The 15805-nt window shown below is 75.0% G+C and carries 18 protein-coding genes and 1 pseudogene; 12 read left to right on the forward strand and 7 right to left on the reverse strand.

All coding sequences use genetic code 11. The annotated features are described in order from the left end of the window. Positions 1-2: 2 nt before the first annotated feature. Positions 3-1499 (reverse strand): serine/threonine-protein kinase, encoded by a 1497-nt coding sequence (locus AB0442_RS11410; protein WP_366162240.1) that lies wholly within the window; start codon positions 1497-1499, stop codon positions 3-5. A gap of 73 nt (positions 1500-1572) precedes the next feature. Between AB0442_RS11410 and AB0442_RS11415 the strand changes: the two genes are divergently transcribed. After that, positions 1573-2766 carry a VOC family protein gene (locus tag AB0442_RS11415; RefSeq protein WP_366162242.1) on the forward strand — a complete coding sequence of 398 codons (1194 nt, stop codon included), beginning with the start codon at positions 1573-1575 and terminating at the stop codon, positions 2764-2766. Positions 2767-2916: 150 nt separating this feature from the next. On the opposite strand, the gene AB0442_RS11420 is transcribed toward AB0442_RS11415, so the two are convergent. Next, complete coding sequence (locus tag AB0442_RS11420; RefSeq protein WP_045694210.1) at positions 2917-3120, reverse strand: cold-shock protein; 204 nt, start codon at positions 3118-3120, stop codon at positions 2917-2919. Positions 3121-3793: 673 nt separating this feature from the next. Between AB0442_RS11420 and AB0442_RS11425 the strand changes: the two genes are divergently transcribed. The 5 genes from AB0442_RS11425 (at position 3794) to AB0442_RS11445 (ending at position 9417) form a co-directional block, all read left to right on the forward strand. Then, complete coding sequence (locus tag AB0442_RS11425; RefSeq protein ID WP_363549112.1) at positions 3794-4156, forward strand: hypothetical protein; 363 nt, start codon at positions 3794-3796, stop codon at positions 4154-4156. Positions 4157-4455: 299 nt separating this feature from the next. Next, positions 4456-4755 (forward strand): hypothetical protein, encoded by a 300-nt coding sequence (locus AB0442_RS11430; protein ID WP_366162244.1) that lies wholly within the window; start codon positions 4456-4458, stop codon positions 4753-4755. Positions 4756-5028: 273 nt separating this feature from the next. After that, the gene (locus AB0442_RS11435; RefSeq protein ID WP_366162245.1) at positions 5029-8394 is read left to right on the forward strand and encodes a hypothetical protein; all 3366 of its coding nucleotides are present in this window, start codon (positions 5029-5031) and stop codon (positions 8392-8394) included. Positions 8395-8740: 346 nt separating this feature from the next. Beyond that, positions 8741-8926 carry a hypothetical protein gene (locus tag AB0442_RS11440; protein WP_366162246.1) on the forward strand — a complete coding sequence of 62 codons (186 nt, stop codon included), beginning with the start codon at positions 8741-8743 and terminating at the stop codon, positions 8924-8926. 188 nt (positions 8927-9114) lie between these two features. Further along, positions 9115-9417 carry a DUF4193 domain-containing protein gene (locus AB0442_RS11445; protein ID WP_366162248.1) on the forward strand — a complete coding sequence of 101 codons (303 nt, stop codon included), beginning with the start codon at positions 9115-9117 and terminating at the stop codon, positions 9415-9417. 147 nt (positions 9418-9564) lie between these two features. Here the strand turns inward: AB0442_RS11445 and AB0442_RS11450 are convergent, their stop codons facing one another. Further along, on the reverse strand, positions 9565-10125 hold the full coding sequence (locus AB0442_RS11450; RefSeq protein WP_366162250.1) for a hypothetical protein: 561 nt from the start codon (positions 10123-10125) through the stop codon (positions 9565-9567). Positions 10126-10242: 117 nt separating this feature from the next. On the opposite strand from AB0442_RS11450, the pseudogene AB0442_RS11455 reads away from it, so the two are divergent. Beyond that, a pseudogene (locus tag AB0442_RS11455) lies at positions 10243-10742 on the forward strand (FBP domain-containing protein). 174 nt (positions 10743-10916) lie between these two features. Here AB0442_RS11455 and AB0442_RS11460 read toward each other — a convergent pair. Beyond that, positions 10917-11198 (reverse strand): pyrimidine/purine nucleoside phosphorylase, encoded by a 282-nt coding sequence (locus tag AB0442_RS11460; RefSeq protein WP_366162252.1) that lies wholly within the window; start codon positions 11196-11198, stop codon positions 10917-10919. 156 nt (positions 11199-11354) lie between these two features. After that, positions 11355-11843, reverse strand: a complete 489-nt coding sequence (locus tag AB0442_RS11465) for an isochorismatase family protein (protein ID WP_366162254.1) — start codon at positions 11841-11843, stop codon at positions 11355-11357. A gap of 256 nt (positions 11844-12099) precedes the next feature. Between AB0442_RS11465 and AB0442_RS11470 the strand changes: the two genes are divergently transcribed. Next, positions 12100-12849: an ATP-grasp domain-containing protein gene (locus AB0442_RS11470; RefSeq protein ID WP_366162308.1), complete on the forward strand. Its 750-nt coding sequence runs from the start codon at positions 12100-12102 to the stop codon at positions 12847-12849. Between the two features lie 60 nt (positions 12850-12909). Here the strand turns inward: AB0442_RS11470 and AB0442_RS11475 are convergent, their stop codons facing one another. After that, entirely contained in the window at positions 12910-13488 is a 579-nt protein-coding gene (locus tag AB0442_RS11475) for a TetR/AcrR family transcriptional regulator (RefSeq protein ID WP_366162255.1), read from the reverse strand. 91 nt (positions 13489-13579) lie between these two features. Between AB0442_RS11475 and AB0442_RS11480 the strand changes: the two genes are divergently transcribed. After that, positions 13580-14026, forward strand: coding sequence for a DUF1772 domain-containing protein (locus AB0442_RS11480; protein ID WP_366162257.1), 447 nt, complete (start codon positions 13580-13582; stop codon positions 14024-14026). A 145-nt stretch (positions 14027-14171) separates the two neighbouring features. On the opposite strand, the gene AB0442_RS11485 is transcribed toward AB0442_RS11480, so the two are convergent. Next, positions 14172-14618, reverse strand: a complete 447-nt coding sequence (locus tag AB0442_RS11485; RefSeq protein ID WP_359987697.1) for a MarR family winged helix-turn-helix transcriptional regulator — start codon at positions 14616-14618, stop codon at positions 14172-14174. Positions 14619-14677: 59 nt separating this feature from the next. On the opposite strand from AB0442_RS11485, the gene AB0442_RS11490 reads away from it, so the two are divergent. The 3 genes from AB0442_RS11490 (at position 14678) to AB0442_RS11500 (ending at position 15788) form a co-directional block, all read left to right on the forward strand. Beyond that, positions 14678-15028 (forward strand): hypothetical protein, encoded by a 351-nt coding sequence (locus tag AB0442_RS11490; protein ID WP_366162259.1) that lies wholly within the window; start codon positions 14678-14680, stop codon positions 15026-15028. Beyond that, entirely contained in the window at positions 15025-15333 is a 309-nt protein-coding gene (locus AB0442_RS11495; protein ID WP_366162261.1) for a DUF2568 domain-containing protein, read from the forward strand. Before AB0442_RS11490 ends, AB0442_RS11495 begins: the two co-directional genes overlap by 4 nt. Positions 15334-15593: 260 nt before the next feature. Next, positions 15594-15788, forward strand: a complete 195-nt coding sequence (locus AB0442_RS11500; protein ID WP_366162263.1) for a hypothetical protein — start codon at positions 15594-15596, stop codon at positions 15786-15788. The last annotated feature ends 17 nt before the right edge of the window (positions 15789-15805 follow it).

Here is a 15805-nt window from a genome sequence, read left to right on the forward strand (position 1 = left end):
TCTCAGCCGGGGCCCGCCGTGCGGCCGAGCCCCTCCTCGGCGTGCTCGACCATCCACCGGTTCCCGATGCGGGTGCCGATCTCCAGAACGCGCCCGTAGTGCTCCCGCGCCTCCTCGCGTTCGGCCGCGCGCTCCTCGCACCTGGCCAGGTTGAACAGGCTCCAGCCCGCCAGCTCGTCCTCGCCGGACCCCGCGGCGACCCGAACGGCCGCTGCGTAGTGCTCCTTCTCCCGGAGGGGGTCCCCCGCCTCCGCCGCCAGCTCGGCCAGCTGATGGTGGGTCCAGCCCGCGGGCGCCGTGCAGTGATGACGGGCCTCCGCCACCGCCAGCGCCTGCTCGAAGTACTCCTCGGCCGCGGCCGGCTCGCCCTTCCTGCGCCGGTGGGTGCCGAAGTTGTGCAGGCTCCAGGCCCGCAGGAGCGCGTCGTCGGTCTCGTCGGCGATGCGTGCGGCGCGGGTGAAGAACCGCACGGCCATGTCCGGGTCGTCGGCACGCGAGCGGCAGGAGCCGAGACCGTCCCAGGCCCAGCCCTCCTGCCGTCGGGAACGCAGCTGGATCGCCAGGTCGAGCGCCGACCAGTAGGCGTCCTCGGCACGGTGCAGGTCGCCGTGGTCACGCTCGCGGGTCGCCCGGCGGAGCAGCTCGTCGATGTCGGTCGCCCCCGCGGCGGCCGCCTCCAGGTCCCGGACGACCTCCCTCAGGGAGGCGGCCGCGACGGCCGCCGCGGGGCGCTCGTCCGGGTCCGGCCGCAGGAGTTGACCGATCAGCGGTGCCAGGGCGCCGGCCCTGCGCACCGGCTCCGGAACGCCGCGGCCGATCGCCCAGACCACCTGCGGGAGCGAATCGCCCGGGAACGGGGACCGCCCCTCCACGGCGCAGTACAGCGTCACGCCGAACGACCACATGTCCGAGGCCGGGGACGACGACCCGGCGTGGAGCTGCTCCGGGGCCATGAACTGCGGTGTCCCGGGTGCCGTGCCGGTGGCCGTGAGCGTGATCCCGTCCGGTACCGCGGCGATCCCGAAGTCCGCGATCACCGCCCGGCCGTCCGCCAGCAGGATGTTGGCCGGCTTGACGTCCCGGTGGACCACCCCGTCCGCGTGCGCGGCGGCCAGCGCGGAGGCGACCTGCTCGCCGATCCGCGCCGCCTCCACGACGGAGAGCGGTCCCGACCCCAGGGCCTCCCGGAGGGAACGGCCCTCCACGTACTCCATCACGATCCACGGAAGGCCCTCGTGGTCGGAGAACTGGTCGAACACGGTGACGATGCCGGGATGACGGAGCTTCCCGGCCGCCTGAGCCTCGCGCTCCGCCCGCGCCAGCAGCACCCCGGCCGGCTCCACCGACGATCCCTCGGGAAGCACGAGCCGCTTGAGCACCACGCGGCGGCGCAGCCGCGCGTCGAACGCCAGCCAGGCCTCCCCCTGGCCGCCTTCCCCCAGCTTCCGTTCCAGCCGATAGCGGCTCGCGACTTCCTCGACCGTGTCCGGGTGCGTCATGGAGCCACGTAAGCACGCCGCGGGCCACCGGCGCAGCCGTCTCCCGATCCTCGGGGCCGGCGCACCGGCGGTCATGACGACACGGGACCGGACCGTCGGCCGGGGCGGACCGGACGACATGCCCCTGCCGCTGCATCACATCGTCGTCGACGCCCACGACCTGCCCGCCCTCGCCCGGTTCCGGGCCGAGGTGCCGGGTCGGCGGATCCTCTCCGAGCGGGAGCGGGAGGTCGTGATCGGGCCGGACGAGACCGCGCCCGTGGGAATGTGCTTCATGCCGGGGACCGACCGGAAGGCCGTCGAGAACCGTCTGCACCTCGACCTGACGACCCGCGCGGCGGACCGGGAGGCCGAGATCGAGCGCATCCTCGTACTCGGCGCCCGCACGGTGGACGTCGGCCGGAGCGGCGACGAGTCATGGACCGTGCTCGCCGATCCGGAGTGGAACGAGTTCTGCGTCGTCCGCCCGAAGGAGACCCTCATCGCCCAGAGCCTGGAGCGGGCCCCGCGGGGGCGGGTGCCCGTAGTCCGTCCCGATCCCCGCCTCCGTTCGCCGTGTCGGCGTGGGCCCGGCCCCTCCCGGCCGCGGCGAGGTGGTGCCGGCCGGTGGCAGTGGACCGTGGTGGATACTCTGCGGATGGACAGCACCTCGATCCGGAACTCCTACGACGCGGTCGCCGACGAGTACGCGCAGGGCCTCACCGCGGACCTGGCCTCGAAGCCGTTGGACCGTGCCATGCTGACGGCCTTCGCCGAGCAGGTCCCGAAGGGCGGGCCGGTGGCCGACGTCGGGTGCGGTCCCGCGCAGGTGGCGTGCTTCCTGGACGACCTCGGGGTGCCGGTCCTGGGCCTGGACGTGTCACCGGGCATGGTCGCTGCGGCGAGGCGGCGCCGTCCGGGCCTCGACGTGCGGGTCGGCTCGATGCTGGACCTTCCGCTGGCGGACGGAGAGCTCGCCGGCATCGCGGCGTTCTACTCGCTGATCCACCTGCAGCCCGACGAGCGGCCACGCGCCTACGCGGAGTTCGCCAGGGTGCTGCGCCCGGGAGGTCTCGTCCTCGTGGCCTTCCACGCGGGCGAGGAGGTCCGGCACCGGGACTCCTGGTTCGACCGCCCGGTCTCGCTCGACTTCTTCGCGCTGCGCCCGGAGGACGTCGCCGCAGGTCTCGCGGATGCCGGGCTCGCCCTTGCGGCCACGCTGATGCGGGGGCCGTACCCGGGGGAGGCCGACACCGAGCGTGCGTACCTCCTGGCCCGCAGGCTCTGACCCGCGCGGGGGAGGCTCCTGAGCCAGGTCCCGAGCGGTCGGCGGTGTGCCGCGTGGCACGTGCGTCGTGACGCAACGCCGAGGGGCCCGTACCGGGCATGTGCACGGTACGGGCCCCTCGCTGCCGGGTGGGTGCCCTGGCAGGAACGACTACAGCGGGCGAATGTTCTCCGCCTGCGGGCCCTTCTGGCCCTGCGTGACGTCGAACTCGACCTTCTGGCCCTCGAGCAGCTCACGGAAGCCGTTGGCGTTGATGTTCGAGTAGTGGGCGAAGACGTCCGGGCCGCCACCCTCCTGCTCGATGAAGCCGAAGCCCTTTTCCGAGTTGAACCACTTCACAGTGCCATTAGCCATTAAAGATCTCCTTCGAGGGGCTGTCCGGAGCTCGCACTACGCGGGTTCCGTGTCGCCGTGATGAGCACCCGCCCGGGCAAGAGCCGGGAAACAAAAATGCGCCTGCGAAATACATCAGCAGGCGCACACAAAGTTTCATGGGAACCACTACTGCAACGAAATCCACTGTAGCAGGCCGACCCCGCCGGCGGGTGGACATCGCACCCCGAGTTTTTCGGAGGCCCTTCCACCGGGTCGCCGCCGCAGGCCGTCCGGTCCGTCAACGCGCCAGGGGAGTGGGCCGGTTGGAGCGGGCGCGGTGCTCGTTCGAACCGCGGCTCTCCGAGAGAACGGCAACACTTCGGGTGCGGCGCGCCGTCGCCCCTTACTGCGGACGGCCCCGTGCGGACGGTGCATTCGGTGTCCGGCCGCAACCCGGGCGGCGTGCTGCACGGCGACGTCGGGCTTTTCGGCTCCACCCGCCGGGTGCCACGGAAAGGGCCGCGCGCTTGCAGCTGCCAAAGGGTTGCGAAGCGCTGCGGGAGAGTTCGCCGCCGGTGTCGGGGGAGGCACCGCGGGGACGTCGACCCCGCGCCGCCCGCGCCGCGGGCGCAGCCGCCCGGCGGGCCGGGCGGCCACGGTTTCTGTGCCGTGGAGGGCGGCGGGGGCCGGAGCTGTGTCTAGGCTGGGACCCATGCCGAACCCAGACGGGCTGCTCGTCGACATCGCCGCGTTGGTCGAGTCCGAGCACAGCAATCAAATGTCCCTGACCGTGGTCGTCCCCGGAGCGGTGATCACCGGCAGGCTCGCGCCGATGGCCCTGTGGCAGGAGCGCGTGGCGGAGGTCCTCCAGGCCTCGGACCACCTGAAGCCGTTCGCGGCGCTCTTCGCCCCGCCCCCCGACGGACCGACCGAACGGCCCACCCACCTCCACCTCCATCGGGCGAAGATCCTCCAGGGCAGCTTCGCGCTACCCCACACCGGCGGCATGTACCGCATCGCCATCGAGGACATCAGCAGCTGGACCATCGGTGACCTCGGCTACGTGAACACCTGACAGCCGCGCCGGGGCGCACGCCGGCCGCGCGGGGCCGGGCCACGGGCCCACCCCCGCACCGGCGCGTCCCCCGACGGTGCCCGTGATGCCCGGATGCATGGTGTACCGGGCGTTCGGAGCCGTCCTCCCACGTCGGTCGCGCATCCGCACGCCCTGCCCGACCCGCTGCGTGCGGCGGGACGATGGGCGGGCGGGAATCCGGCCGGGGGAGACCACCGGCCGCCGTCGCAGTGCGGGCGGCGGCCGGTGGTCGTCGGCCGGTGCCCGATCCGTGCACCGCCGGGGAAGGGGAGAGGGACATGGCCGTGGTGATGTCGATGGACTGGGCCGGAGTCACGCCGGAGCAGTACGACACGGTGCGGGACGCCGTCGACTGGGAGGAGGTCCCGGCGGCCGGGGGCCAGGTCCACGTGGCCTGGTTCGACGCGCAGGGCCTGCACGTGACCGACGTGTGGGACTCGCAGCAGGCCTTCGAGGCGTTCCTCTCCCAGCGGCTGGCGCCGGCCGTGGAGAAGGCCGGCATCACCGGCGCCCCCGAGGTCTCCTTCAGCCCGCTGCACCGCCGCTTCGTCGCCCCGGGAGTCAGCGGCGCCGAGTAGCCGCCCCCGCGGTGGTGGCCCGGACGACCGCTCCGGCCGCCACCGCCACCGCGAGCGCCACCGCCACCGCGAGCGCCCCGGCCACGCCGACGCGCTGTCGTCATGACGGTGGCTCACCGCGCGTGCCGGGCAGGCCCGCCCGAGTGCACGACCGGACCGCTGCCGCGGCCGTCCCCCGTCCTCGTGCACCGCCGGTCGGGCGCGGTGGGCGGCCCGGCCGGGCCGGCGGAAATCCGGTGGGAGGTACCGGCCCCGCCCGGCCAGAATGACCGCATGCCGCACCACGCTGAACGGTTGCTCGCCGACGTCGACCCGCTCCCGTACCCGGACCGCCAGCGGCTCGTCGCCCGCAGAGCCCGCGAACTCGCCGCCGACGGGCAACTCCCCGCGCTGCTGTCCGAGCTGGAGCACTCCGGCGTGTACGGCCGCCGGCTGGCCGCGCTCGCCGCGTCGGCCGGCTGCGCCACCGAGTACCTCACCGAGCGGCTGACCGACCCCGACCCGGTGGTCCGCGGGTACGCCCTGCGGACCGCCCGCACCCAGGACGTCCCGGACGAGGCGATCGAGGCGGCCTTCACCGGCGCCTCCTGCACCCTGCGCCGACAGCTCGCCCGGGTCGTCCGGCACGGCCGTCGGCACCGGCTCGCCGAACGGCTGGTGGGCCGCCTGCGCGCCGAGTGGGGCGACGCCGAGGCCGGCCGGCTGCTCTCCGCCTGCAGCCCCGAGTCCGTCGCCCGGACCCTGCCCGACCTCGCGCACGCCGTCCCGCTCGCACCCCTCGCCGCACGCTTCCCGGACGAGGTCCTGGACCACCTGGAGCGAGTCCTCGCCGAGCACCCCGGGACGCTGCGGCTCGGGCAGTCACCCGAACTCGCCGACGTCCTCGCCGCCACCGTGCGGGCCCGCCCCGAACGGGCCCTCGACCTGCTGGAACGGTTCAGCCCGGACCTCCCGCTGCGCCACGACCTCCTGCCACCGCTGGCCGCCGCCGACGCCGAACGCACCGTCCGGCTCCTCATCGACCCGCGGCGCGGCACGGCCCGGCCCTACACCGTGCCGCCCACGAGCGGCACCCTGCGCCGGCTGGTGCGCGCCGACCCGCCCTCGCTCCCCGCCCTCGGCCGTCACTGGCTGGCCGTGCCCCGCTGCTTCGCCGCCCTGCTGCGCGCCCTCCCGCCGGGCCGGCGTGACGCGTTCCTCGACGCCGTGTACGACGGCGCCGTCCCGCGGACGGCCGAACTCCCCCTCCTGCTGCCGCTGTTCCCGCACACCCGGCGCCACGCCGAGGCACGGCGGCAGGTCGCCGCGCTGCGCGTCCAGGGCCGGCCCTGGGCCGGGATCGCGTCCTTCCTGGCACACCTGCCCACCGAGGAGGCGCAGCCCGAGCTGCGCGCCGCCCTCTCCCGCCCGGACGCCGAGGACCGGGCCGCCGCCTGGACGGCCCTGCTCGCCAACGCGGCCGCCTCCGACGACCGGGACGCCGTCCAGGACGCGCTCGGACTGCTCCCGCGGCTGCGCAACGAGCAGGACCCGGTGCGCAGCGCCGCGCTGACCGCGCTCGCCCAGGTCCCCGCCCGGCTGCTGACCCCGGCGGCGGTGCCCCTGCTCGACACCGCCGTGCAGGACGCGGTCGACGCCCGGGACTGCTCCTACGCCACCCGCGCCGCCCTGCAGCGGCTGATCACCGAGGTGCTGCGCGAGCACGCCGTCGCCGGCGGGGCCGAGCTGGTCGACTGGGCGCTGCGGAGCCTGCGCACGGTCGCCGGACAGACCGGCGCGGTCGAACTCGGCGGGCTGGAGCACCGGCTGCGGCGGGGCCAGGAGCACGCCGTGTTCGCGACCCTCCGGCCGTGGCTGGACACCATGGCCGACACCGCCGAGTACTGGCTGCTGTTCTCCCTGGCCAGGGCGCTCGGCCGACGCGCCCGCGGCATCCCCGAGCTGCAGGAACTCCTCCTGCACGCCCTCCAGTTCGGCTCGGACGCCGCCTTCACGACGGCCGCCGCCCTGTGGCTGGACGACCCGTGGACCCGCGACGTCCGGGTCGCCGGGATCCTCGAACTCGAACCCTCCGCCGCCGTCCTGCCGCCGGTGCGGGACGTGCTGGTCGCACGGCGCACCGACCTGCTGGACCCGCTGCTCGCCCCCGTGCCGCTGTACGGTCGGTTCCTGAAGCGCCCGGCGCGGGCGACCCCGGCCCCGACCCACGCGGCGAGCCGCTGGACGCCGCGCCAGTGGCGGGCCGCCGCCCGGCTCGCCGCCGCGGTGGCGAACGACCCCACCCTGCCGCTGCACAGGCGCGGCGATGCCGTCCACGCCGCCGCCGCGATCCCCGAGTACGGCGAGGCCGTCGTCCGCGCCCAGCTGGACGCCGCCGAGGTCGTGGTCGCCGAGGCGGCACTCGCCGCCCTGGCCCGGACGGACCGGCCCGCCGACGCGCTGGGCGACCTGCTCGACCACGCGGGCGGCGACCGCGCCCGGGTCGCGGTGTACGCGGCCACCCGGGCCGCCCGGTACGCCCCGCCCGGCGAACTCGCCGAGCGGCTCGGCGAGCTGCTGTCCGGCGTGCAGGGCAGCAAGGTGACCAGCCGCAAGGAGGCCGTGCGGCTGGCCGCCGAACACCTGCCGACGCAGGCCGCCGCCGAGCTGCTGGTCGCCGCCTACCGCGTGGAGGGCCAGCACCGCGACGTGCGGGCCGCGGCGGTCGCGTTCGCCACCGACCTGCTGGACGCCGAACCGGTCTGGGAGCTGCTCGCCGACGCCGCCGGACAGGCCCCGCCGCCCGTGCGCCGCGCCGTCCTGCGGGCCCACCCGGCGCACCTCCCCGAGACCCACCGGGCGCGCTACGCCCGGCTGGTGGCCTCCGTCGCCGCCGCGCCCGACCCGGAGGTCGCGGCGCCCGCCCTCGCCGCACTGCCGCGGTGGGCCGTCTGGGCGCCGGAGACCGCGGACGTGGCCCGACGCGCCGTCACCGACCTGGCGAACCGAGGCGGCTGGCGGGAGGCCGCGGCGGCCGTCCACGCGCTCGCCGCCTCCGGGTTGCCGCACCCGATCGGCGGCGCCGCCCCCGGCAGCCTGCTGCACCGCACCGTCGCCGAACTCGCCGCCGCCACCCGGACGGACACCCCCGACGTCGGGGACGACCGCGACCTGCCGGCCCGCCGCCGGCTCGCCCACCTCGCCGACCTCCCCTCCGACGAACGCCACCGGCCGCTGCTCGCCGGCGTCGCCGACCTGCTCACGGCCGAACCCGAGCTGGCCGGCATCAGGACGGCCGCGCTCTGCCGGCTGGTGGACCCGGTCGCAGGGCCGAAGGCGCTGGCGGCCGCGCTCGCCGCGCTCGCCGACGCCCACCTCGGCCGGCCGGCGGCGGCCGCGATCACCGCGGCCGTCCTGCTGCGGCAGCACACCTCCGGCCCGCTGCCGCCGCCCGGGACACTCGACGCGCTGACCCGGACGGCACGCCGGAACGGGGACACCGGCCCGGCCGCCGGGCTGTTCGCGACCGCGCTGACCGAGGTGTTCGGGGACCGCCTCGGCTGGCCCGAGGAGTGGCGGGGCCTGCTGCGGGAGTTGCGCCGCCACCCCTCGGCTGACGTCCGGGAGCGTGCCCTCGCGGCGGTCACGCACCGGGAGTGACCTGCGGCCGGGACGTTCCCAGGGCCCCCGCACCATGGAGGCGAACGATTCCGCGGGTGCGGCCGGCCCCCCCCGCCCCCCGGGGCCGGCCGCACGACCACCGAACCGAGGACGCCCGCCTCCTCGCCCGTAGATGGTTCGAGCTGCGCGAGGCACCGCGGTGCGGGCCGGCCGCCCCGCAGTGAGCACGGCCGTACCGGCCGGGGGCAGCTGTGGCCGCTCGACCCGGGCGCCGGCCGGAACCGAGGGCTGACGGCCGGCCGCCCGGGCTCGCAGGGGGTGGCATGGACCTGCGCAGGCGGGGCAGGCGATGGCCGGATCCGTCGGCCGACGCCCGGAGGTGTTCATGAGCATGGCCATGGTGCTGCTGCTGATCCCGCTCGCGTTGGCGGCGATCCTCACCGCGACCGCCCCCTCGCCCGCCCACCGCCATCGCGGTCCACGCGCCGCGGCCGTCCGCGCCGACAGGGCGCCCGGCCCCCGCCACGCCCGGCCGCCCGCTGACCCCCGACGGCCTGCCGACCGGCCATGACGGCCTGCCGAACCCGTCGGTCGTCCGTCACACGGTGCGTGGTCACACGCCGGACGGCCGATGGATGGGAAGGTGGTGCGCCATGGGAGGGACTGATCACCGACCCTGACCGGCCGGCACTCCGCCGACCGGCAGGCGGCACTCCCCGCCCGACGAAGCGAAACCCCGAACGACGAGAAGGCACCGACTTGGCAACCGACTACGACGCCCCGCGCGACACCGGCGACGGCGGCAGCAACGACGAAAGCATCGAGGCGCTGAAGGGGCGCCGCGACGACAAACAGAGTTCCGCGGTCGACGTCGATGTCGAGGCCGTCGAAGGGCTGGAGCTTCCGGGCGCCGACCTGTCCGGCGAGGAACTCACCGTCCAGGTCGTGCCCCTGCAGGAGGACGAGTTCACCTGCATGACCTGCTTCCTCGTCCACCACCGCACCCAGCTCGCCGGCACCGACAAGAACGGCCAGCCCGTCTGCCGCGACTGCGCTCCCTGATCGCCGTAGAGAGCGGTCGAACCGGCCGTACCCCGATCGGCGCACAGCCCGGACACCACGCGTGGCGCGTGGCGCACGGCGCGTCGGTCGGGGCGCGGCCGGGTGTGTCCGAGGGCGAGGAGCCGGACATCCTGGCGGAAACCGCCGTCACGTACGGCCCGGAGGTCGAACGCCGTCGTCCCCGTCGGGCAGGTGCGGGTCGGGGGCCGGGCACTCGCGGTGCGAGAGGCCCCAGACGTTGACCTTGTCGAGGATCAGATCGGCGAGCGGTGGGGAGTCGTAGCTCTCGCGGTCCGTGAAGGTGAAGCTCACTTGCACGTCCTCGGCCGGTTCGGTCACCAGGGAACGCTGGTCGGGGAGGCCCGGGTACTCCACGGTCTCCCACCGGCAGCCCGCCCCGACGAGCGCGGCCGTCAGGTGCGACTCGGTGATGCGGGAGTCGACGGTGCGCGGCCCGGCGGGGCCGGGAATCTCCAGTTCCCGGTGCCACGCCGGGACGATCATCGAGTCCACCCGGCGACAGCGGCAGACGACCAACTGGATGCTGCCGTAGCCGAACCACCGGGGCCAGCACTCCTGCGAGTACACCCGGCCGCCGGCCTCCGGCTCGCCGTACACCGCCGCCAGGTCCCCGAGCGCGGCACCGTGGCGCAGCGCACCCAGCCGTCCCGTTCCGGCCAGGACGGCCAGTTCCCCCAACAAGTCCATGCGGCCGATCATCGCACCTCTCCGGCGGGTCACCGTGCGGGGCGACGTCCGGGGGCTGAAAGTCGGTGGACTGAATTCGGGCGACGCCCCGGTCGGCGGGTTGTTGGCGTGCGGCACATGCGTGCGCTGAGCGACTCCGAGATCCACGGATCCTTCGTCAACTGCTCGAAGGGCGAGGCCCGTCGGCTGCCGGTGCCCCGCGACCCGGCCGGCCCGACCTGGCCGGACCTGGACTTCCTCGGCCGGCGGGACGGCGGCGCACCCGACCGGGCCTACCTGGTCGCCGACCGGGCGGACGGTCCGGTCGGCATCACCCTGCGGGTGCCGACGGGCCCGCGCCGCAGCCTGACCCGCACCAACGTGTGCTCGCTCCGCATCACCTCGCACGCCGGTTCCGGGGTGGCACTACTGGCTGCCCGCCGGGCCGGCGAGGCCGGCCGGGAGGGCAACACGGTCGGCACCTACCTCTCGCCGACCCGGCCTGCTCGCTGTACGTCCGCGGCCTGAGGAAGTCCGCCCTGGTGACCCGGCCCGACGAGTCACTGCCGCTGGAGGAGCAGATCGCCCGACTGACGGGGCGCTTGGACGACTCCCTCACGAAGGTGCTCGCGAGCTGACCCGGGCCGGTCCGGACCGCCGGAGGCCGCGGCGCGGAGACGAACGCCACGACGAGCGCCACCCCAGCAGCGCCGAACAGGCCGACCGTCCGCCCGGACGCAGGTGTCGGCCCCTGCTGCGCCGCGCCCCCCAGGAGCACTACGGCCGGGCGAAGGCGTGCCTCATGCCCGGGATCAGCGGTATTCGCAGAGGTAGGCGGTCTCGCCGTCGACCTTGAGGTCGAAGACGCTGTTGCCCGGGACGTCGAACCGGGTGCCGGCGGCGAAGGTCTCCCAGTCGTCGGCGCCGGGCAGCTTGACGGTCAGGGCGCCGCTGATCACGTGCATGGTCTCCGGGGCGGTGGTGTCGAACCGGTACTCGCCCCGGGCCATGACACCGATGGTCGCCGGCCCGTGCTCCTGTTTGAAGGCGATCGACTTGACGGTGCCGTCGAAGTATTCGTTGACCGTGAACATGGGCATCCCCCTCGGGGAACGGGCGGGAACGAGCGGGCCGCTCGCCGCGTGCTGGGTGTCGGCACGGGAAAGCTACAGGTGGCGCCGTCGGGGCCGTCGGTCCGTCTCGCCCCGCGGAACAGGTGCGCGCGGGTGCGATCCGCCCACGACCACGGCTCAGGTGTAGGCCGCCGTGTCCCGCACCGCACCGAACCGGGGAAAGGTCCGCTCCACCGTGAAGTCGTGCTCGTCGGCGGCGAACCCGGACATCGCGTCGGCGACGAACTCCAGCTCGTATCCGTGGTCGCTCGCGGCCCGGGCCGTGGACTCGACCCCCATCGTGGTGACCAGCCCGGCGAGCACCAGTGTGTCCACGCCCCGCTCGCGCAACCGCTCGTCCAGGTCGGTGCCGTGGAACGCACCGACGGTGCGCTTGACGACCTCGATGTCGCCGGGGTGGACCAGACCGTCGGCGAAGCCGCTGCCCGGCGGCTGCTCGGGGGTGTTCGGCCGCTCGACCCGGACCAGCACCACCGGGCGACCGCTCGCCCTGAACGCCTCGGCCAAGCGGCGGCAGCGCGTCAGCACCTGGTCGCCGGAGTGCGGGGCGAGGGGCAGGGCGATGATGCGTGGCATCAGGTCGACGAGGATCAGCGCAGAGGTCACGGAGTCGATCGTAGGCCAGGACCCGAGGCCGTCCTCCGTCGGCGGTACCAACGGGCGGGCTCTCCGGGCTCGTTCGTCCGGCGGCTCGTCCGACCGCCCGTCAGGTGTTCGTCAGGTGGCCGTCCGCCGCTTCGTTCGCCGCTCCGGCCGCCGGACAACTCGGCTGCGGTCGGCGGTACGCCGCGACTAGCCTGGCGGCCTCTACGGACCACAGGAGGTCACGGTGCTGGTCATGCCCGGGCGGCGGACGTCGACGATGGAGCTGTTGGCCGTCGAGGCGGCCGGTCGTGGGATGGAGGTCCGGGCGGCTGAGGACCTCGGCCCGGTGCCCGGTCCGGCGCATTGGTACGGCGGGCCGCTCGCGGGTGCGCGGCTGGCGGGCCGGCTCGGGTTCGCGCTGCTCGAACCGGTGGACGACTGGCTCGCCGAGCTGCCGGAGGAGTTCACCGGCCGGGACGTCCGCTCGGCGACCGTCGCGGACGCGCGGGCGCTGGAGCGGCCGACGTTCGTCAAGCCGCCGCGCGACAAGTCCTTCCCGGCGGCCGTCTACGCCGACGGCTCCCGGCTGCCCGCGGACCTGGACCCGGCGACGCCGGTGCTGCTCTCCGAGGTGGTGACCTTCGCGGCCGAGTACCGGCTGTTCCTGCTGGACGGGCGGATCGCCGCGGCGAGCCGGTACGCGGTGTTCGGCCGGCTCGACCCGCACCCGCTGCACGCGGACGCGACGGACCGCGCCGACCGGGCCACCACCGGGGAGATCGCCGAGTTCGTCGACCGGCTGGTGGCCGCGGCCGGGCAGAGCCTGCCGAGCGCCGTCGTCCTGGACGTCGGGCAGCTGCTCGACCCCTACCGCCCGGGCCACCGCTGGGCCGTGGTGGAGGCCAACATGGCCTGGTTCTCGCACGCGTACGCCGCCGATCCGGCCCGGGTGCTGGACGTGGTGCTGCGGGCGGCGGGGCCGCGCGAGCGGGTACGGCCGGACGATCTGGCGTTCGTCCGGCACTGATCCGGTTCGAGTGCCGACGGGGTGCCGGCCGGCCGGCCGCCGTCCCGCCGGGACGGTGGGTCAGACGACGGCGAGCCGGTCCACCAGCAGGTCCACCCTCCGCTCGGCGTCCTCCGGCAGCAGCCGGCCGGCCCGGGTCAGGGTCGCGATGCCGTGCAGCGACGCCCAGAACACCTCGGTGAACAGCCCCGGCTGGACGCCGTCCCCGGCGACCTCTCCCAGGGTCTCCATCAGCGCGGCGAAGGCGTCCTTCAGCGGCTCCGGGGTGTCCTCCTGCGCGTACGCCAGACCGCCGTCGAGCTGGAACAGGGCGTCGTAGACCGCCGGGTTGCGCTCGGCGAAGGCGAGGTAGGCACGGGCGAGAGCGGCGACCCGCGCGCGCGGGCCGTCCGCGGCGGCCGCCGCGGCCCGCACCGCCACGGCCATCTCGGCGGCACCGTCGAGGGCGACGGCGCCGATGATCTCGCGCTTGCCGCGGAAATGGCTGTAGAGGACGGGCTGGCTGTACTCGATGCGCTCGGCGAGCCGACGGGTGGTGACCGCGTCCCACCCCTGCTGCTCGGCGAGTTCACGGGCCGTGGCCACGATGAGGCGTTCGCGGTCCGCCCGTTCGCGTTCCTTGCGCTGCTGTACCGACATGCCTCGATCCTAGCATCGCTAGACAATCGAGCGGCAGTAGTACTAGCGTTGCCTCATCGGCTAGCAATGCTAGATACCAGGAGGAGTCGTCATGCTCAATGCGCTCGAGGTCTTCACCACCGTGGCCGTCGGCCTGATGGTGGGGGTGGAGTTCTCCGTCGCCTTCGTCATGAACCCGATCTTCAAGGCGCTTCCCGAGGAGGGCCGGGTGCTGGGCCGCGCCCACGGGGGCCGGATGCTCGGCGCCGTGATGCCCGTCTGGTACATCGGCTCGCTCGTCCTCGGCGTCGTCTGGGCCGTCGCCGGACGGCACCACCAGGGCGTCGGCCTGGTCGTCGCCGCCGCCGCACTGCTGATCGTCAGCGTGGTGATGTCGCTCCTGCTGCTCGTCCCGATCAACAACCGGAGCAAGACCTGGACCGGCGAGAACCGGCCCGAGGACTGGGAGGAGCAGGGGGACCGCTGGGACCGCTACCACTACGTCCGCGTCGCCGTCCTCATCGGCGCCTTCACCCTGCTGGTCGCCGCCCTCGCCTGAGCCCGCGGCACGGAACGTGCACGTGCGGGCGCCTTCTGTGGTGCGCCCAACTCCTAGGGCATGTCTTCAAGGGTGCGCGGATGCCCCATGGAGGTGCCCCCAGCGCCCCTGAATCGACCACCCGAGTGCCCGTTGAGGGCAACTCCTAGCGCGGGACGTGCTGTTCGCCGAGCGTGCGCAGGCCGCGGGTGAGTGCGGTGCGCTGCGGTTCGGTGAGCCCCGCGGTCAGTTCGGCGTCCGCGGCCTCGGCGGCCTCCGCGCAGCGGGCGAGCAGCCGTCGGCCCTCGGTGGTGAGGGTGAGGACCTGGCGGCGGCGGTCCTCCGGGTCGCGGACGCGTTCGACCGCGCCGAGTTCCTGGAGCTGGTCGGCGAGCGCCACGATCAGGCTGGGGGCGACGCCGAGGCGGGTGGCCAGCTCCTGCTGCGAGGCGGCGGATCCGGCGTCGAGTGCGGCCAGCAGGCCGGCGTGCTTGGGCTTGAGTCCGAGTTCCTCGACCCGGTCGGCGAATCGGTCGGACGCCAGGGCGCCGAGGGTGCCCAGGTTGAAGACGATCGTGGCGCGCAGTGCCGCCGCTCCCTTGACATCGCTCATGACGAGAATGGTACCGTCCTCATATCGTTCGAAGCTCGAATGATTCAGGGGGAGTCGGAATGGGCGTTCTGTCGGCGGTCAACGCACTGGCCGCACTGGTGAGCGCGGGATCGAGCGTGGCGGGGGTGCTGCGTCCGGGCCTGGGGCTGCCCGAGGGCGAGCCGGTCACGGTCGGGACGCACGTGTACGCCCGGGCGTACGCCGCGCGGGCGGTGCCCCTGGGGGTGGCGACCGCGGTGGCGGTGACCGCGGGCGGCGCGGCGGCGGCCTGGCCGATGCTGCTGGTGTCCGGTCTGGCGCAGATGGGGGACTCGGCGATCGGCTTCCGGCAGCGCAGCCTCGGCATGGGCTTCGGGGCCGGCGCGTTCGCGGTGCTGCACCTGGTCTCCGCCTGGTGGGTGGCCCGGTGAACGGGGTGACGGCGGTCGACGTCCTGGCGTTCGGCGCCGAGCTGGCCGTCTACGCGGCGGCCGGCTGGTGGGCGTGGCGCAGGCCCGGCCGGCGCGCCGTGCGGCTGGTCGCCGCCGCGGCGGCGGTGGCCGGACTCGCCCTGCTGTGGGGGTGGTTCGCGGCACCCACGGCCGACCACCCGCTGCACGGGGCGGCCCGGGTGGCGTTCGAGGTCTGCTGGTTCGGTGGGGGTGCGGCGGCCGCGGTCCGTGCGGCCACCGGGAGGTCGCGGATGCCCGGAGGGCCCGGCCGGCCGGGGCGTTGAGCGTGTCGCCGTCCGGCCCACCCGAACCGACCCCCGGGCGGACGCGGGGGTCACACCCCGTGGGGCCCCAGGTGCTCCGTCCCTTACGGTCGACCGTCGCCACCATGATCCGGAACGCCGGCGGGGCGCGGCCTGAGTGCCCGTGCTCAATTCCCGGGACGGGAGCGGGACGGGCCGAAGGTCGAGCGGCAGGACGGTGGCGGATGCCGTCGCCGCTCTGGGACGATCACCGGGCCGTCGGAAGATCATGGGGAGGGAACATGGCCGGAGCGGTCCTGCTCGGTCTGCTGGTGCTCGCCGCCGCCGGGGCGGTCTGCGTGGTGTGGGCCGCACGCGGCTCGCCGCGCGGGGTCCGCGCCGTCGCGGCCGTGACGCCCGTCGCGGGCGAAGTGCTGCGACAGCTCGACGCGGGCCGTGGCGGGCACCCGAAGCGGTCGGGCGGCGACGGCGACTGAGGCGCGCGCCGCGCCGT

Source organism: Kitasatospora sp. NPDC085895, from assembly GCF_040702125.1.
GTDB classification, from domain to species: Bacteria; Actinomycetota; Actinomycetes; order Streptomycetales; family Streptomycetaceae; genus Kitasatospora; species Kitasatospora arboriphila.

Coding starts and splice junctions, on each gene's coding strand:
- AB0442_RS11410 (WP_366162240.1), bottom strand. CDS start 1,499: ATGACGCACCCGGACACGGTCGAGGAAGTCGCGAGCCGCTATCGGCTG.
- AB0442_RS11415 (WP_366162242.1), top strand. CDS start 1,573: ATGACGACACGGGACCGGACCGTCGGCCGGGGCGGACCGGACGACATG.
- AB0442_RS11420 (WP_045694210.1), bottom strand. CDS start 3,120: ATGGCTAATGGCACTGTGAAGTGGTTCAACTCGGAAAAGGGCTTCGGC.
- AB0442_RS11425 (WP_363549112.1), top strand. CDS start 3,794: ATGCCGAACCCAGACGGGCTGCTCGTCGACATCGCCGCGTTGGTCGAG.
- AB0442_RS11430 (WP_366162244.1), top strand. CDS start 4,456: ATGGCCGTGGTGATGTCGATGGACTGGGCCGGAGTCACGCCGGAGCAG.
- AB0442_RS11435 (WP_366162245.1), top strand. CDS start 5,029: ATGCCGCACCACGCTGAACGGTTGCTCGCCGACGTCGACCCGCTCCCG.
- AB0442_RS11440 (WP_366162246.1), top strand. CDS start 8,741: ATGAGCATGGCCATGGTGCTGCTGCTGATCCCGCTCGCGTTGGCGGCG.
- AB0442_RS11450 (WP_366162250.1), bottom strand. CDS start 10,125: ATGGACTTGTTGGGGGAACTGGCCGTCCTGGCCGGAACGGGACGGCTG.
- AB0442_RS11460 (WP_366162252.1), bottom strand. CDS start 11,198: ATGTTCACGGTCAACGAATACTTCGACGGCACCGTCAAGTCGATCGCC.
- AB0442_RS11470 (WP_366162308.1), top strand. CDS start 12,100: ATGGAGCTGTTGGCCGTCGAGGCGGCCGGTCGTGGGATGGAGGTCCGG.
- AB0442_RS11475 (WP_366162255.1), bottom strand. CDS start 13,488: ATGTCGGTACAGCAGCGCAAGGAACGCGAACGGGCGGACCGCGAACGC.
- AB0442_RS11480 (WP_366162257.1), top strand. CDS start 13,580: ATGCTCAATGCGCTCGAGGTCTTCACCACCGTGGCCGTCGGCCTGATG.
- AB0442_RS11485 (WP_359987697.1), bottom strand. CDS start 14,618: ATGAGCGATGTCAAGGGAGCGGCGGCACTGCGCGCCACGATCGTCTTC.
- AB0442_RS11490 (WP_366162259.1), top strand. CDS start 14,678: ATGGGCGTTCTGTCGGCGGTCAACGCACTGGCCGCACTGGTGAGCGCG.
- AB0442_RS11500 (WP_366162263.1), top strand. CDS start 15,594: ATGGCCGGAGCGGTCCTGCTCGGTCTGCTGGTGCTCGCCGCCGCCGGG.